The organism is Polaromonas sp. P1_F6 (assembly GCF_056405695.1).
The window spans coordinates 11,951-28,452 of the sequence record NZ_JBFUBQ010000009.1 but is presented as its reverse complement, the minus strand read 5'-3'; the positions used below and the strand labels follow the sequence as shown (position 1 = coordinate 28,452).

9 protein-coding genes are annotated in these 16,502 nt (G+C 64.4%); 5 read left to right on the top strand and 4 right to left on the bottom strand.

Annotated elements, in window-relative coordinates; genetic code table 11:
- Positions 1–8: 8 nt before the first annotated feature.
- Positions 9–1,205: a pyridoxal-phosphate dependent enzyme gene (locus tag AC1DY9_RS20125; RefSeq protein ID WP_477667463.1), complete on the bottom strand. Its 1,197-nt coding sequence runs from the start codon at positions 1,203–1,205 to the stop codon at positions 9–11.
- An 81-nt stretch (positions 1,206–1,286) separates the two neighbouring features.
- Here AC1DY9_RS20125 and AC1DY9_RS20120 point away from each other — a divergent pair, with 81 nt between their 5' ends.
- Positions 1,287–2,261: a LysR substrate-binding domain-containing protein gene (locus AC1DY9_RS20120; RefSeq protein ID WP_477667462.1), complete on the top strand. Its 975-nt coding sequence runs from the start codon at positions 1,287–1,289 to the stop codon at positions 2,259–2,261.
- Here AC1DY9_RS20120 and AC1DY9_RS20115 read toward each other — a convergent pair.
- The 3 genes from AC1DY9_RS20115 to AC1DY9_RS20105 all read right to left on the bottom strand — a co-directional run bounded on the left by AC1DY9_RS20115 (position 2,227) and on the right by AC1DY9_RS20105 (position 9,736).
- A complete protein-coding gene (locus tag AC1DY9_RS20115) occupies positions 2,227–3,141 on the bottom strand; it encodes a transglutaminase family protein (RefSeq protein ID WP_477667461.1) in 915 nt (304 codons plus the stop codon). The genes AC1DY9_RS20120 and AC1DY9_RS20115 overlap by 35 nt on opposite strands.
- A gap of 18 nt (positions 3,142–3,159) precedes the next feature.
- Positions 3,160–5,949, bottom strand: a complete 2,790-nt coding sequence (locus AC1DY9_RS20110; protein ID WP_477667460.1) for a circularly permuted type 2 ATP-grasp protein — start codon at positions 5,947–5,949, stop codon at positions 3,160–3,162.
- Between the two features lie 184 nt (positions 5,950–6,133).
- Positions 6,134–9,736 (bottom strand): transglutaminase family protein, encoded by a 3,603-nt coding sequence (locus AC1DY9_RS20105; RefSeq protein ID WP_457278911.1) that lies wholly within the window; start codon positions 9,734–9,736, stop codon positions 6,134–6,136.
- A 261-nt stretch (positions 9,737–9,997) separates the two neighbouring features.
- On the opposite strand from AC1DY9_RS20105, the gene AC1DY9_RS20100 reads away from it, so the two are divergent.
- The 4 genes from AC1DY9_RS20100 (at position 9,998) to AC1DY9_RS20085 (ending at position 15,997) form a co-directional block, all read left to right on the top strand.
- Positions 9,998–12,556, top strand: coding sequence for a DNA internalization-related competence protein ComEC/Rec2 (locus AC1DY9_RS20100; protein ID WP_477667459.1), 2,559 nt, complete (start codon positions 9,998–10,000; stop codon positions 12,554–12,556).
- A gap of 90 nt (positions 12,557–12,646) precedes the next feature.
- On the top strand, positions 12,647–14,140 hold the full coding sequence (locus AC1DY9_RS20095) for a circularly permuted type 2 ATP-grasp protein (protein WP_457278909.1): 1,494 nt from the start codon (positions 12,647–12,649) through the stop codon (positions 14,138–14,140).
- Between the two features lie 2 nt (positions 14,141–14,142).
- Positions 14,143–15,105 carry an alpha-E domain-containing protein gene (locus AC1DY9_RS20090; protein WP_457278908.1) on the top strand — a complete coding sequence of 321 codons (963 nt, stop codon included), beginning with the start codon at positions 14,143–14,145 and terminating at the stop codon, positions 15,103–15,105.
- Positions 15,106–15,178: 73 nt separating this feature from the next.
- Positions 15,179–15,997 (top strand): transglutaminase family protein, encoded by an 819-nt coding sequence (locus AC1DY9_RS20085; RefSeq protein WP_477667458.1) that lies wholly within the window; start codon positions 15,179–15,181, stop codon positions 15,995–15,997.
- The last annotated feature ends 505 nt before the right edge of the window (positions 15,998–16,502 follow it).

The window sequence follows — 16,502 nt, the reverse complement described above, 5'->3', positions numbered from 1 at the left end:
TCGTGTGGTCAAGGGATGGGGTTAAAGGTGTCGCGGTCGCCTTTGGCCGTGAGCAGCAGCAAGGCGTGTTCTGATGCCTGTACTTGGCCGAGTGCGCGTAGGTGCGCCAGCGCACTGAGGCAGGCGCCGGCGCAAAGCTCCACCCACAGGCCTTGCGCCGCGAGTCGGGCGCTGCCCTCAATGGCGCCGGCATCATCAATGGCCACGGCGCCGCCGCCTGACTGCTGCACGGCCAGTTGCTGCTGCAGCGTGACGGTGCTGCCGCCTGTTGAAAATTGTGCCGTCTGGCCGTTAAATTCCGATTGCAGTGGCGCACCCTCGAGTACGCGGGAAAGGCGGGGGAACGGCTCAACGGCCCACAGCCTGGGCATGTGCCCGATGAGTTTCGCCTGGTGCAAATCACGCAGTGCGCTGTAAATGCCCCAGAGCAGGTCGCCGCGCGCAGTGGGCACCAGCACGTGGTCCGGCACGCAGCCGCCGGCGACAAATTCGAGCGCCACCGCGCGGTAGCCTTCCACGCCAAAGGCCGGGCTGCCGACCGCGGGCACGCTGTAGTTGGTGAGCGCAAATGCGCCGTCCTGCTCGACCCGCCGGCGTACATGGCTCCAGCGGTCAAAGCCGTGGTCGAACACCACGCGCCGGGCGCCCAGGTGATGGAGGGCTCGCGCAAAAGGCGCCGGCATGTCGCGGTAGGTGGCGATTTCGCAGGGCAGTCCGGCCGCGGCGCAATAGGCTGCTGCCGACACTGCTGCGTTGCCGCTGGAAGCCAGCACCACGGTCTGTGCGCCTGCGTCCAGCGCCCGACTGACGGCCTGTGCCGACATGCGGTCTTTGTGCGAGCCGGTGGGGTTCATGCCCTCGTGTTTGGCGCTGAGCTGGCGCAGGCCAAGCTCGCGCGCCAGGCGCGGCAGGTCCAGGCAAGGCGTGTCGCCTTCGCCCAGGGACACGCCGTGGGTGTAAGGCAGCCAGTCTCCCCACTTATAACCTGTACTGGCAGTTTTCAGTGTTTGGGGCAGCCCGGTGTAAACGGCTTCCAGGCTGGCGGGCGTACCTTGCGCCGCGCAGTGCGGGCAGCCGGTGGGCAAATCCTTCAGCGGGTATTTACGGGCGCAGAGGATGCAGCGCAGCCCGGTCATCCGGGGATTGCGGCTGATGGCGTTCCATGCCTGAGGGCTTGGAAGGGATTCGGGGAAAACAGGATTCATGGGCAGATGGTACGAAGACCGTGGCCTCTCATGCATCGCTTGTTTGCGATTTAAAATAAGTAAAACTTATAGGAAGAAGCCATGGCTGAAGCCAGTGCACGTCAGATTGAGGTGTTCCGCATGGTCATGCGGCTGGGCACCGCCAACCGCGCGGCGGCGGCGCTGCACGTGAGCCAGCCGGCGGTCACGCAGCTGCTGCAGCAGCTCGAAGCGCGCGCCGGGCTCAAGCTGTTTGACCGGCCCAAAGGCAAGCTCACGCCCACGCCGGAGGCGCACGCGCTGATGGAAGAGGTTGAGCGGGTCTACGAAGGCCTGGAAGCCGTACAGCGAAAAATCGTGGCCCTGCAGTCGCATGAAGACACCGTGCTGCGCATCGGTTCACTGCATGCCATGGCCGCCAGCGTGATGCCCTGGGCGCTGGCGGAGTTCCAGCGCAGCTATCCACGCACGCGTTGCCTGCTGCTGGTCGACAGCTCGAAAGTGCTGCGCGAGGCGTTGTTCCAGGGGGCGGTGGACCTGGCTTTCCTGGGCGACGAGGCGGACACCAGCGGCCTGGTGTCTTCGCTTTTTTACCAGGTGCCTGCGGTATGCGTCATGCCCGCGGCCCACCCGCTCGCGCGCAAGCAGGTCCTGCAGCCCAGGGATCTCGCAGAAGTGCCGCTGGTCGGCCTGTCCGCCTCGGATACAGCCCAGCGCCGGCTGGAAGCCGCATTTGCACAGGCGGGTGTGCAGCCGCGCTTTGTGGTTGAAACACCTTACAGCGCAACGCAGTGTTCGCTGGTGCTGGCCGGGGCCGGGCTGGCAGTTACCAATCCGCTGGTGGCGCGTGAATATGTGGCGCTGGGCCTGCGCAGCGTTCCGCTGGCGGCTGATGTGTCGTTCAGGGCCTTGCTGGCTTTCAAGCCGCGCCAGGCGCAGTCGGGTGCCGCGCAGGAGTTTGTGAGCCTGTGCCGGCGCTGCCTGGCACGCAGCCTGCCGGAGGGTTCGCTGCTGGAAGAGCCGACAGCTTCGCGCAAGCCCCTCAGTTCCCGGCGCTTGCCACCGGCTCCACCGTAACGGCCACGTCCAGGATGTGCTGTGCGCCGCCGCGTATCACGCCGCGCATGGGCGATACATCGAGGAAGTCGCGGCCGATGGCCAGCGTGACGTAATCTTCACCCGGCGCGCGGTTGTTGGTGGGGTCGAAGTCGAGCCAGGCGCCCAGGCCGGGGCAGTACACCGAAGCCCAGGCATGCGAGGCGTCGCTGCCCACCAGCCGTGGCTGGCCGGGCGGTGGCGTGGTGAGAAGGTAACCGCTGACATAACGCGCCGGCAGGCCCATGGCGCGGCAGCAGGCCACCATGATGTGCGCGAAATCCTGGCACACCCCCTTGCCCAGCTTGAGCGCCTCGAGCGCCGGCGTGTTGACTTCGGTGCTTTCGCTTTCGTAGGTCATGGCGCTGTGAATGCGTTCCATCAGGTCGCGCGCCGCCTCGGGCAGCGGCCTGCCAGGCAGGAAGCTGGGGCGGGCAAATTCAATGAAGGCATCGTCGCGCGGCACATAGGGCGAGGCGAAGAGGAATTCGGAGGCGCTGTCGTAGGCCGCGCCGGCGCGGTAACGGAACTGTTCGCGCACCTGCTCCCAGGCGGGCGATGCAGGCTTGCCGGTGGACAGCGTCGCTTCTGATTGCAGCGGGTTGAGGGCCGACGTGGAGACGATGCTGTCGGCCACCACGGTGAGGCTCTCATGTGCCGCCTGCAGGGAGAAGTAGGTGCGCGTGTTGCCGTAGACGTCTTCGGTTTCGCGCAGCTGGACCGGTTCGGGATTCACCCGCAGCGCATAGTCCAGCAGGGTCTGGCCGTTTCGGCTGGCGGGCTTGAGATGCACAACATGGTGCGCGTTTTCCACCACAGGGGCATAGCGGTAACGGGTTTCGTGAACGACGTGAAGCAGCACGGGAAAACTCCTGGGGCCTCAGGCGCCTAAGCTCTGGCTGGCCGAAGCCGCGTGGCTGAAGTAGCGGCGGCTCAAGGTGTCTGACAGCTCCAGCGCGGCATCGCAGCACTGCTCGAGCAGCTGCACCAGCCGCCCGTCATGTTGCTCGCCGTTTTCATCTTCGCCTTCGCCGGTGCGGGCTGGGACCTCCTGGCACAAATCAGCCAGCGCCCAGCTGCCGGGGTCGGGTAGTTCCATCGCCAGGTCGGGCATGTCGCCCGGCGCGCTGCCCGCCAGCTTGGCAAGGCGCCCGCGCAGGGTCTGCACCACCCAGCCGAGGGAGCGCGGGTTGTCGCGGTCCAGCACCAGCAGATCAAGCAGCGCCGGGATGTCGCGGCGCTGCTGGTATTGCGCGTGGAAGGTGATAGTGCTGTCGAACAGCGCCACCATGGCGTTGAAGCCGCCTTCCTCAAAGACCGATCCGGTTTCGAAACCGCGCACCAATGCGCCCGCCAGGGTGTTGAGCCGTTCAATCAGCCGCCCCAGACTCAAGAGGCGCCAGCCGTCGTCGCGTGTCATGCGGTCAGTTTGCGCACCCGTCATGGCTGAGAGGAAACCGCTGGCTGACTCGAGCGCCCGCAGCGCCTCGACGGAAGAATATTCGAGCAGATATTGGCTGGATTGGCTCTGGCTTTGCCCACCCTGACTTTGGGTCTGGCCCACGGCGCTGAACGATGAGCAGCGCTGGAAGAAGTCGGTCTCGGTGCGCACGATCATGTGCCATTGTTCCTGTGACAGGCGTTCGCGCACGGCAGATGCGGCGCTCTTGAGCGCCCGCAGGTTAAAGCCGACGCTGGCGGCCTGTTCGGTGTCGGCCAGGTTGGCGATCAGCGCGCGTTCGAAGACACGGCGCGCATGCGTGGCCGGCGGCACGGTGTCCAGCACCAGCGCATTGCCGACGGCCATGCTGGTCAGCCAGGCCAGCAGCGGCTGCGAGGTCTGGTCCTCGCCGCCCAGGCATTGCAGCGTGATCTGCGCCAGGCGCGTGGAGTTTTCGGCGCGCTCGGTGTAGCGGCCCAGCCAGAAAAGGTTTTCGGCCGCGCGGCTGGTTACTGGTGGGCGGTGGCGCAGCGGTGCTGCGGCCCAGGCAGGCGCCGGCTGTTCGGTGCGCGGCGCGGTGGTGTGTTCGGCCGCCGCCCTGGCTGCCGATGGATCGCCCAGCACCCACACGTCGGCACTGCTGCCGCCGTGCTGCATCGACGACATGTTTTCGTTCTTGCCCGCCAGCCGTGCCAGGCCTCCCGGCAGCACCTGCCAGGAGCCGTTGCCGTCGGCCACCGCAAACACGCGCAGCATGGCCGAGCGCGGGGAAATCCGCTCGCCCTGCCAGGTCGGCGTTTGCGGCAGAGGCAGGTAAGCCTGCACGGTGAAGTCTTCGCCCCGGCGAACAATGCGGCCAGCCCATTCGTCCAGCGCGCGACGCGACAGGGTATGGCCGATGACGGATTCCATGCCGGTGCCCGGATAGGTCGGCTTGATCACGCAGGTCTTGAGCTGGCTCAGCACGTCCTGCATCACCGCCTGCTCGCCGCACCACCAGGTGGCCAGCGAGGGCAGGGCCAGGGTTTCACCGAGCAGGTGCTCGGAGAGCGCGGGAAGAAAGCCGAGCAGCGCGCTTGACTCGAGGAAGGCCGAGCCCGGCGTGTTGACCACCAGCACATTGCCCGCGCGTATCACCTGCAGCAGGCCGGGCACGCCCAGTGTGGAGTCCGAGCGCAGTTCCAGCGGATCGAGAAATTGGTCGTCCAGACGCTTGAGCAGCCCGTGCACACGCTCCAGGCCGCGCAGGGTTTTCAGGTAAAGCTTGTCATCGCGCACCAGCAGGTCGCTGCCCTCGACCAGTGTCAGGCCCAGGAAGCGCGCCAGGTAAGCATGCTCGAAATAGGTTTCGTTGTAAGGCCCCGGCGTCAGCAGCACCACGCGGCTTTCCTCGTCGCTGTCCGTCGGGCTCATGGCTTTGAGGCCATCCACCAGCGCCTTGTACGACGCGGCCAGCCGCTCGACCTTCATTTCGCGGAAGGCTTCGGGAAACAGCAGTGAAATCGTCAGGCGGTTTTCGAGCAGATAGCCCAGGCCCGAAGGCGCCTGCGTGCGCTGCGACACCACCGACCAGCGGCCGTCGGGGCCGTGGGCGATGTCGAAGGCGGCAATGTGCAAATAGGTGCCGCCGGCCGGCTGCACGCCCTGCATGCCGCGCAGGTAACCCGGGTGGGCATGCACCAGCGCGCTGGGCAGCAGGCCTTTGGATAGCAGCTCCTGCGGGCCGTAGATGTCGGCCATCACGCGGTCCAGCAGGCGGGCGCGCTGCTGGATACCGGTCTCGATCTGCGCCCAGTCAGCGGGCGAAACCATCATGGGGAACAGGTCCAGCGACCAGGGCCGCTGCGGGCCATTGGCGTCGGCATAGACGTTGTAGGTCACGCCGTTGTCGCGGATCTGGCGGCGCAGGTTGGCGGTGCGGTGGTTCAGGTCGTAAAAGCCGTCGCTGCCGAGGAAGTTGAAAAAGCGCGTCCAGTCGGGCGACAGCGCGTCGTCCGTCCCCGCCGCCGGGGCGTCGGGCCGGGCGGGGGCGGTTTCAGGGGGACTGCCTGCGGCCCGCAGCGCGGGCTGTGCCGGCGTGGCCGTTTCTACAGGTGCGGGGCCCTCGGACGCACGGCCCCGCAACTCATCGAAATGCCCCGCCGCCGCATGAGGCGCCAACGCGGCAGCCAGTGCGCAGGGAGATTCAAGCGACTGGGCGGCAAAAAGTGACTGAGTGTTATTTTCCACGTGGGTGCAAGTATGCCTGCGGCCCATCCCCTGCAAGGCTCAAGGCGGGTTGAATGCACGGCCAAAATGGCTATTTATGCCGCCTGCGCATGCAAATGTTGCAGCCATAAGACAGCCGTTGACGGTACGGGGAGGCGCTTCGCCCGGGGCTTTCAAGCCCCGGGCCGCCGCCGTCGGGCCGTAATCAGCGCAAATCGAGCGTGAACGGGAACTCCCGGCTGGGCTGCGCCGGCGCCACGCGCATCTTGCCCGGGGTGTGGCCCATGCGGAAAAAGCGCGTGAGGCGGCGGCTTTCGGCCTCGTATGAATTGACCGGCAGCGTGTCATAACTGAGCCCGCCCGGATGCGCCACATGGTATTGACAACCGCCCAGCGAGCGTTCCATCCAGGTGTCGACGATGTCAAACGTGAGCGGCGCATGCACGCCGATGGAAGGGTGCAGGGCCGAAGGCGGGTTCCAGGCCTTGTAGCGCACACCGGCTACATATTCGCCGACGCGGCCGGTGCTTTGCAGCGGCAATGCCCGGCCGTTGACGGTGACGACATAGCGGTTGTCATTGAGGCCCGTCACATGCACTTCGACGCGCTCCAGCGATGAATCCACATAACGCACGGTACCGCCGGCCGAGCCTTCTTCGCCCATCACATGCCAGGGCTCCAGCGCACTGCGCAACGTCAGCTCAATGCTGTTGGACTTGACCTGCCCGATCAGCGGGAAGCGGAACTCGAAGTGAGGTTCGAACCATGCCATGTCGAAGCCGTAGCCGGCTTCGCGCAGCTCGGTCAGCACGTCTTCAAAATCCATGCGGATAAAGCCCGGCAGCAGGAAGCGGTCGTGCAGCTCGGTGCCCCAGCGCGTGACGCGGCCGTGGTAGGGCTTGTTCCAGAAGCGCGACACCAGCGCGCGCAGCAGTAGCTGCTGGGCAATGCTCATGCGCGCATGCGGCGGCATTTCAAACGCGCGCAGCTCCAGCAGGCCCAGGCGCCCGGTGGCGGAGTCGGGCGAGTACATCTTGTCGATGCAGAATTCGCTGCGGTGCGTGTTGCCGGTCACGTCGACCAGGATGTTGCGCAGCGTACGGTCCACCAGCCAGGGCGGCATGTCGGCACCGTATTTTTTGCGGTTGTTTTCGATCTCGCGCAGGGCGATTTCCAGTTCGTACAGCTGGTCGTTGCGGGCCTCGTCCACACGCGGTGCCTGGCTGGTCGGGCCGATGAACATGCCCGAGAAAAGATAGCTCAGCGACGGGTGGTTGTGCCAGTAGGCGATCAGGCTGCCCAGTACCTCGGGCTTGCGCAGGAAGGGGCTGTCGGCGGGCGTCGCGCCGCCCAGCACGAAGTGGTTGCCGCCGCCGGTGCCGGTGTGGCGGCCGTCGGTCATGAATTTCTCGGCCGACAGGCGCGTTTCATGCGCGATCTTGTAGAGGAATTCAGTGTGCTCCACCAGCTCGCCCCAGTTGTAAGCCGGGTGGATGTTGACTTCAATGACGCCGGGGTCGGGCGTGACCTGCAGCATCTTCAGGCGCGGGTCGCGCGGTGGCGGGTAGCCTTCGAGCACGATGCTCACGCCCAGCGATTGCGCCGTTGCTTCCACCGCGGCCAACAGGTCGAGGTAGTCTTCGAGCCTTTCCATGGGCGGCATGAAGACGTAAATCGCACCGGTTTCGCCACGGCCCGACTTGTTGGCCTTGCTGTCCGGGTCGGCCTTGGGTTTGTCTTTCGGGCCATTGGCGCGGGATGGGTCTCGTACTTCCACGCAGAGCGCGGTGCGCGTGAGCCAGGCGGCCGATTCAAAGGGCTTGGGCGCGCGATCGTCGGCAGGCGTCGTTGCCTCTGCGGCCGGTTTGCCATCCAACCCGTCCGTACCGTTCGTTCCGGTGTTTCCCAGCGGGCGGAACTGAAGGATGCGGCTGGCTTGCGACAGCGCGGTATTGCCCGTCATGTAGCGCGCCATGTACTGCGCGAGCGAACTGGCGCTGCCGCCTGCCGATGCGGCCGCCGGTGTGGCGCCGCGGGCTGCGCTGAAGCTGCCGTTGTAGCGCGCCGCCAGTGCGGAAGCCGCCGGCAGGTCCTGTCGCGGGGCAAACGGATCGGACTCGATCATGTAAGGGTAGTCGGTCTTGGACACCCAGGGCACCGAATCCAGCGGCAGGCGGTAGCCCATGGGCGAGTCGCCCGGCATCAGGTACATGCGCTCTTCGCGGAAGAACCAGGGGCCGGTGGTCCATTTGGGCCCACTCAGCGCGGGCGAGGCGCCTGCGTTTCGTTGCTTGAGTTGCTCCTTGGTTTGCAGCGGCAGCACATAGCCCACGACGGAATCCAGGCCCTGCATGAAGACGCGGCGCAGGCGTTCGCGCTCCATGGCGTCGTCCAGCTTCGAATCAAATGGGTCGACATTGACTGGCAGCCGGCGTTCGCGCCAGAGGTAGTACCAGGTATCTTCATAGCCTGGCGTGATGTAGGTGGTGGCCAGGCCCAGCTTGCCCGCCAGTGTCTGCACAAAACGCTGCGCGTCGGCGCTGGTGTAGTTGCAGGGCTGGCGCTCGTCGGCGAAGAGGCTCGGGTTTTGCCAGATCGGCTGGCCGTCCTTGCGCCAGAAAATGCTGAGCGCCCAGCGCGGCAATTGCTCGCCGGGGTACCACTTGCCCTGGCCGAAATGCAGGAAGCCGCCTTCGCCATATTCGGCGCGCAGCTTTTGCACGAGTTCGGTCGCATAGCCGCGTTTGGTCGGGCCCAGTGCGTCGATGTTCCATTCGGCCGCGTCGCGGTCGGTGGTGGCCACAAAGGTAGGTTCGCCGCCCATGGTCAGGCGCACGTCGCCGGCCGCCAGGTCTTTATCGACCTTTTCGCCGAGCGCCAGCACCTCCTGCCATTGCTCCTCGGTATAGGGCTTGGTCACGCGCGGTGATTCGTAAATGCGCTGCACCGCCATGTGGTGTTCGAACTCGACTTCGGATTTGTCGACGCCGCCTTCGACCGGCGCTGCGCTCGACGGCTCGGGCGTGCACGCCAGCGGAATGTGGCCTTCGCCGGCCATCAGTCCCGAGGTCGGGTCCAGGCCGACCCAGCCGGCACCGGGCAAAAACACCTCGCACCAGGCGTGCAGGTCGGTGAAGTCGGCTTCGGCGCCGCTGGGGCCGTCGATGGATTTGACGTCGGCTTTCAGCTGGATCAGATAGCCCGAGACAAAACGCGCGGCCAGTCCCATGTGCCGCAGCAGCTGCACCAGCAGCCAGCCGGTGTCGCGGCAGGAGCCGCAGGCCAGGCGCAGCGTTTCTTCAGGCGTTTGCACGCCGGGCTCCATGCGAATGGAGTACTTGATGTCCGACTGGAGGCCCTGGTTCAGACCCACCAGGAAGTCGATGGTGCGCTTGGGCGTGCGGTCGATTTTTTCAAGGTAACGCTTGAGCAGCGGTGTGGCTGGCTGGGTGGCCAGGTAGGGTGCCAGTTCGCGGGCCTGCAGTGCGTTATAGGTAAACGGGAATTCTTCGGCAGCCGGTTCCAGGAAGAAGTCAAACGGGTTGAACACCGCCATTTCCACCACCAGGTCCACCGTGACCTTGAACTCGCGTGTCGGCTCGGGAAACACCAGCCGGGCCTGGTAATTGGCAAACGGGTCCTGCTGCCAGTTGATGAAGTGGCCGGCGGGCTCAACCCTGAGGGAATACGACAGTACCTGTGTGCGGCTGTGCGGCGCAGGCCGCAGGCGCACGACCTGGGGGCCGAGTTTGACCAGGCGGTCGTATTTGTAATGCGTGATGTGGCTCAGGGCGACGTGGATGGACAAGGCAGCCTCGCTTTTAAAGGAACGGGCGTGTAATCACGCCCTCTGGAAAATACGTTCAACAGACCGCCACATCTTGCGGTCTCAGGAACGCCGTGTAAACAGCTTACCCGGATTTGGTGGCATTTCTGAAAGCAAGAGCTGCGCCACGTGGTCTCTTGAGTGTGAACCGGCTGTTTGGCGCTGTTTGTTGGCTATCTGCCGCGCTTTCCCGTTAAGCTCAAAGCGGTCAGTGCATAAAAACAGTTCAAAGGGGAGGCGGGTTTGAATCGACCTGTATCAGCCGGGGCACGGCTGTATGCGGCAAGCCCGGGGCCGGTGTTTGCCGGTTTTATTGCGGGTGTTGCCCTGCAGTTGCAGCAGTCCGTCTTGTGGCCACAACAGATTTATGCCGCCATGGCGCTGCTGGCCTGCACCCTGGCTGGCCTGTACCTGCGCTTTGGCAGGCTGCGTCTTCCTTCGTGGGGAAGGGTGGTTTCGGCCTTTGCCCTTGCTGCCTTGCTCGGTGTGGGCCTCACGGGCTGGCGTGCCGGCGTCTTCCTGACGGCGGCGCTCAATCCGGCGCTGGAGGGCCGCGATATCGAGGTCACAGGCCAGGTGCTGGCGATGCCGCAACCCGGAGAAGATGGCCTGCGCTTTCGCTTCGCGGTGGAATCTGCCCGCCTCAATGGCGGCACAGTCACCCTGCCGCCGCAAATCATGCTGGGCTGGTATTCGGGCTTTGCCGGGCGCGAGCCCGCCGTACCGGCGCAGGACGCCGACCCGTTCGAGATAGCACTGGCCTTGCAGCGCCAGCCGCAAGCCCTGCGCGCCGGAGAACGCTGGCAAATGACGGTGCGGCTCAAGGCGCCGCACGGAAACAGCAACCCTTATGGTTTTGACTACGAACTCTGGCTGTGGGAGCAGGGCATACAGGCCACGGGCTATGTGCGTGCCGGCCCGCGCGACGCACCGCCGGCAAAACTCTCCAGCAGCTGGCAACACCCCATTGAGCAGGCCCGGCAAGCCGTGCGCGAAGCGATTTTTGGGCGCATTGAAAACCGGCAGCTGGCAGGCGTCATTGCCGCGCTGGTGGTCGGCGACCAGGCCGCCATCGAACGCGCCGACTGGGATGTGTTTCGTGCCACGGGCGTAGCTCACTTGATGAGTATTTCAGGCCTTCATATAACGATGTTTGCCTGGGCTGCCTCACTGCTGATCGGCGCGCTGTGGCGGCGATCAGCGCGTTTCACGCCGCGGTTGTGCCTGGTGTTGCCGGCAGCCGCTGCAGGTGCTTTGGGCGGCTTGCTGCTTGCCACCCTGTATGCATTGTTTTCCGGCTGGGGCGTGCCCGCGCAGCGAACCATCTGGATGCTGGCCACCGTGATCCTGCTTCGGCAAGGCGGCAGGCAGTGGCCCTGGCTGCAGACCTGGCTGCTGGCCATGGCCGTGGTGGTGGCGCTGGACCCATGGGCGTTGATGCAAGCCGGGTTCTGGTTGTCTTTCGTTGCGGTGGGTGTTTTGTTTGCTACAGATTCAGGAGCTGCTCGCGCTCATGGGGAAAGGGCTGCAGCCCAATTCGACTCAAAAAAACAACCTGAGGACGGGCACTGGTGGCAGCGCCGGCCCAGATGGCTGGACAGCGTTGGGCGTGCGATGCGGGAGCAATGGGTCGTCACGCTGGCGCTCACGCCCCTGTCGCTGCTGCTGTTCAACCAGGTTTCGCTGGTCGGCCTTCTGGCCAATGCCGTGGCCATTCCGGTGGTAACACTGGTCATCACGCCGCTGGCTTTGCTGGGCGTGGCGTGGGCGCCGGTGTGGTCGCTGGCGGCATGGTCGGTCGGCGGGCTGGCGATATTTTTGCAATGGCTGGCGAGCTGGCCGCTGGCCTCGGTCAGCGTGGCGGCGGCGCCGCTGTGGTGTGCTGTCGCCGGCGTTGCGGGCGGCGGCCTGTTGGCCACGCGCCTGCCGTTTTATTTTCGAGCGCTGGGCCTTCCCCTGTTGCTGCCGGTGCTGTTGTGGCAGCCGGTGCGCGTGGCGCCGGGGCAGTTTGAATTGCTTGCCGCGGACATCGGGCAAGGCAATTCCGTGCTGGTGCGTACGGCAAGCCACACGCTGCTGTATGACGCCGGCCCGCGCTTTTCGCGCGAAAGTGATGCCGGGCACCGCGTGCTGGTGCCGCTTCTGCGCGCGCTGGGCGAGCGGCTGGACATGCTCATGATCAGCCACCGGGACATCGACCACATCGGGGGCGCCCAAGCCGTCCTGGCCATGCAGCCAGAAGCCAGCCTGGTGAGTTCGATTGAAGACGCGCATCCGCTGCAAATGCAGCGCAAAGCCGGCCGCTGCGTGGCCGGCCAGCGCTGGGAATGGGACAGCGTGGCATTTGAGGTGCTGCACCCCGTAGCCGCCGATTACGACGCTGCCAGCAAGTCAAACGCCATGAGCTGCGTGTTGCGCATCTCCAGCAGCGTCCCTGGCGGCAGCCGCACAGCCCTGCTGGTCGGCGACATCGAATCGCCGCAGGAACTCCGGCTGGCAACCAGCGTGCCGGCCAGCCTCAAGGCTGACTTTCTGCTGGTACCCCACCACGGCAGCAAAACATCGTCCAGCGCGGTGTTCCTCGATGCCGTCAGGCCGCAGTGGGCGGTGGTGCAGTCGGGTTACCGAAACCGTTTTGGCCACCCGGTGGAGTCCGTGGTGGCGCGTTATGAGGAGCGCGGCGTACGCCTGGTGAAGTCGCCGCAGTGCGGGGCTGCCACCTGGCAAAGCCTTCGCCCCGGGGAGATTTTGTGCCAGCGGGAGCAGGGCAGGCGCTACTGGCATCATGTGCCTGAACGCTAAAAATATTGGCGGACGCACCGCCTTGGCGCATAACTTGCTAAGCTACGTTAAAACAATTGCCATGCGCATAACTTGCTGGAGATCAAGCCAATGAGCCGACCGATGTTCGACGAAATGAACGCCACGGAGTCCAGCGTCCGTGAGCATTACCAGGGTTACCAGCGTTGGCTGGCCCGGCAGCCTGCCGACGTGATGCAGGCCCGCCGCGCCGAAGCTGAAATGATTTTCCGCCGGGTCGGCATCACTTTTGCGGTTTACGGTGCCAAGGACGAAGACGGCGCCGGCACCGAACGCCTGATTCCCTTTGACCTGATTCCCCGCATCATTCCCGCCCACGAATGGGCCAGCATGGAAAAAGGCCTGGTACAACGCGTCACTGCACTCAACCGCTTCATCCACGACGTGTACCACGGCCAGGAAATCATCAAGGCCGGCGTGGTGCCGTCCGAGCAGATCTTCCAGAATGCGCAGTTCCGCCCCGAAATGATGGGCGTTGATGTACCCGGCAATATCTATTCGCACATCAGCGGCATCGACATCGTCCGTGCGCCCGACGCGCAGGGCAACGGTGAGTACTACGTGCTTGAAGACAACCTGCGCGTGCCCAGCGGTGTGAGCTACATGCTGGAAGACCGCAAGATGATGATGCGGCTCTTTCCCGAGCTTTTCAGCGAAAACCGCGTTGCGCCTGTTGCGCATTACCCCGACCTGCTGCTCGAAACCCTGCGCGGCATGGCGCCGCCGGCCACGGCCGAGCCTACGGTGGTGGTGCTGACGCCCGGCATGTACAACTCGGCCTATTTTGAACACGCCTTCCTGGCGCAGCAAATGGGCGTCGAGCTGGTCGAGGGGCAAGACCTTTTCGTCAAGGACAACTTTGTCTACATGCGCACCACGCGCGGCCCCAAACGCGTCGACGTGATCTACCGCCGCGTTGACGACGACTTCCTCGACCCGCTGGCCTTCCGCCCCAATTCCACCCTGGGCTGCGCGGGCCTGCTCAATGTGTACCGCAGCGGCAATGTCTCGCTGTGCAACGCCATCGGCACCGGCGTGGCAGACGACAAGTCGATCTACCCTTACGTGCCCAAGATGATCGAGTTCTACCTCGGCGAAAAGCCCATTCTGAAAAACGTGCCGACCTACATGTGCCGCAACAATGAGGATTTGCAGTACACCCTGGCCAACCTGAAAGACCTGGTCGTCAAGGAAGTGCACGGCGCCGGCGGCTACGGCATGCTGGTGGGGCCAGCTGCCACCAAGGCCGAGATCGAAGAGTTCCGTGCGGCCTTGCTGGCCAATCCGTCGGGCTACATTGCGCAGCCCACCCTCAGCCTTTCAACCTGCCCCACGTATGTGGAAAGCGGCATTGCACCGCGCCATATCGACTTGCGGCCCTTTGTGCTGAGCGGTAAAGAAGTGCAGATGGTGCCGGGCGGCCTCACGCGCGTGGCGCTCAAAGACGGCTCGCTGGTGGTCAATTCGTCGCAGGGCGGCGGCACCAAAGACACCTGGATATTGCAGGACGGCTCGTCCATGCAGTACCAGTCCCAATCGCAGTCGCAATCCCGGGGAGGAATGTAATCATGTTGTCACGCACTGCAGACCACCTCTTCTGGATGTCGCGCTATACCGAGCGGGCGGAGAATACAGCGCGTATGCTGGATGTGAACTACCAGACCTCGTTGCTGCCGCAGTCCGATGCGCTGGTACAGGCCGGCTGGCAGGGCCTGCTCAGCATCAGTGAGCTCAAGCCTTCGTTTGCCGCCAAGTACGGCGACACCATCAACCCGCGCGACGTGATGGACTTCATGGTGCGCGACGAAAAAAACTCGTCCAGCATCATTTCATGCCTGCAGAACGCCCGTGAAAACGCCCGGGCTGTGCGCGGCACGCTGACCACCGAAGTATGGGAAACGCAGAACCAGACTTACCTCGAAGTCATCCGCATGCTGCGCAGCGGCGACTTCGAGCGCGACCCGGGCCAGTTCTTTGAATGGGTCAAGTTCCGTTCGCACCTGTCGCGCGGCGTGACCCTGGGCACCATGCTGCAGGACGAAGCCTTTCACTTCCTGCGGCTGGGCACCTTCCTCGAGCGCGCCGACAACACCGCGCGGCTGGTGGACGTGAAGTTTCACGCCGTGCAGAACGACTTCCTCGGCATGGCCGGTGAGAAAGACCAGGAATACGACTTCTACCACTGGAGCGCCATCCTGCGCAGCGTTTCGGGCTTTGAGGTCTACCGCAAGGTGTACCGCGACGTCATCAAACCCGAGCGCGTGGCCGAGCTGCTGATCCTGCGCGCCGACATGCCGCGCTCCCTGCTGGCCTGCCTGAACGAAGTCATGAGCAACCTTGCCATGGTGACCAGCGACACCAGCAGCGAAACCCAGCGCCGCGCCGGCAAATTGCGTGCCGACCTGCAGTACGCACGTATCGACGAAATCCTGGCAACGGGCCTGCATGCATTCCTCACGCAGTTCCTGGACCGCGTGAACGAGCTGGGCGCACACATCAGCCGAGAGTTTTTGGTGCCGGCCACCACTTGAAAGACGGTAACCCACCGGCCGCAGCGCCGGGCCAGCCAAGGCAAGCCCGGCGCCGCTGGAAGGCAGAGGCTTGATGAAACTGCACGTCAGACACATCACCGACTACCGGTACACGGAGCCGCTGCGTTACGCGTTGCAGACGCTGTGGCTCACGCCGCAGTCCAGCCCGGCGCAGACGGTGCATTTCTGGAGCCTGGGCGCGCCCGAAAAACTCTTTACCCAAAGCGACGCCTTTGGCAACACCATCAGCTCCTACACCTTTGTGGGCAAGGATGCCGATAACGTGCGCTGGAGCCTGGTCAACGCGGCTGGTGATGTGGAAACCTTTGGCGTGGCTGAGTTCAACGACCCGGAAACCCTGCCGCATCCGTATTTTTTTCTGCGTGCCACGCATCTGGCTGAGCCGCATTGGGAGCTCGCCGAATTTGGCCGCCGCTTTATCCCGCAAAGCCTTGACGGCACCGCAAGCTTGCCGTCCCTGCTGGCATTGAGCCAGGGCGTGGCAGACGCAGTGGGCTACCTGAAAAACAGCACCAGCGTGACGACCACGGCGCTGGAAGCCTTCAAGTCCGGGGCAGGCGTCTGCCAGGACCAGGCCCACGTCATGGTCGCCATCTGCCGCAGCCTGGGCTACCCAGCGCGCTATGTCAGCGGCTACTTCTACGCCGCCAACGAGCCCGACCTTGCCAGCCACGCCTGGTGTGACGTGTGCCTCGATGTGGCCACCCGCCGCTGGGTCAGCATCGACGTCACCCATAGCTGCCTGATCGACCAGCGCCACGTGCGCCTGGCCATGGGCACCGACTACAACGCCTGCCCCCCCATCAAGGGCGTGCGGCAGGGCGGCGGGGAAGAATCGATGACGGTGGAGATCACGATTCAGCCGGTGTGAGCCTGCCCGGGCCTGGATGGGCAGATGCACTGAGCGCAATGCGGAGGTAGATACCCGATCAGTCCATTTGATTGCTATTGTTTTCATAGCTGCTCGCGCCCGCTACTATTGGCCTGCAGACCTAAAATATGAATGAAAACAGGCCCAAAAGCGCTCTAAAACCCGTTTTAACGCCTCAATTGACCGCCCCGGAGGCGCAAAAGAGGCCTGCAGCGGCTCAAGTCGACTTTTTTAAGCATCAAAAGGGAATCCAGCCCAATCAAAGCAAGCGCCAGAAGCTATTGAATTGATAGCAATCCAGGCGAGCCATACAGCTGGCGGCCTGGCAGGACTTTGGTCAGCGTGATCGAAAAACCGCCACCGGCGACCAATACCGAACGGATATGTTGTATGCGTTATCTGGCTGTTGCCGCGGTGGCATCGAACAAAAACGTACCCCAGTACAGGTAAGTTTTCCCGGTGCTAAGGCTATAGTGCAAATACCGAACCCGCTCCCGGACCTGAT

What these genes read in the sequence shown, in the direction of transcription:
- AC1DY9_RS20120 (WP_477667462.1), top strand. Translation starts at nt 1,287, where the DNA reads ATGGCTGAAGCCAGTGCACGTCAGATTGAGGTGTTCCGCATGGTCATG.
- AC1DY9_RS20095 (WP_457278909.1), top strand. Translation starts at nt 12,647, where the DNA reads ATGAGCCGACCGATGTTCGACGAAATGAACGCCACGGAGTCCAGCGTC.
- AC1DY9_RS20090 (WP_457278908.1), top strand. Translation starts at nt 14,143, where the DNA reads ATGTTGTCACGCACTGCAGACCACCTCTTCTGGATGTCGCGCTATACC.
- AC1DY9_RS20085 (WP_477667458.1), top strand. Translation starts at nt 15,179, where the DNA reads ATGAAACTGCACGTCAGACACATCACCGACTACCGGTACACGGAGCCG.
- AC1DY9_RS20125 (WP_477667463.1), bottom strand. Translation starts at nt 1,205, where the DNA reads ATGAATCCTGTTTTCCCCGAATCCCTTCCAAGCCCTCAGGCATGGAAC.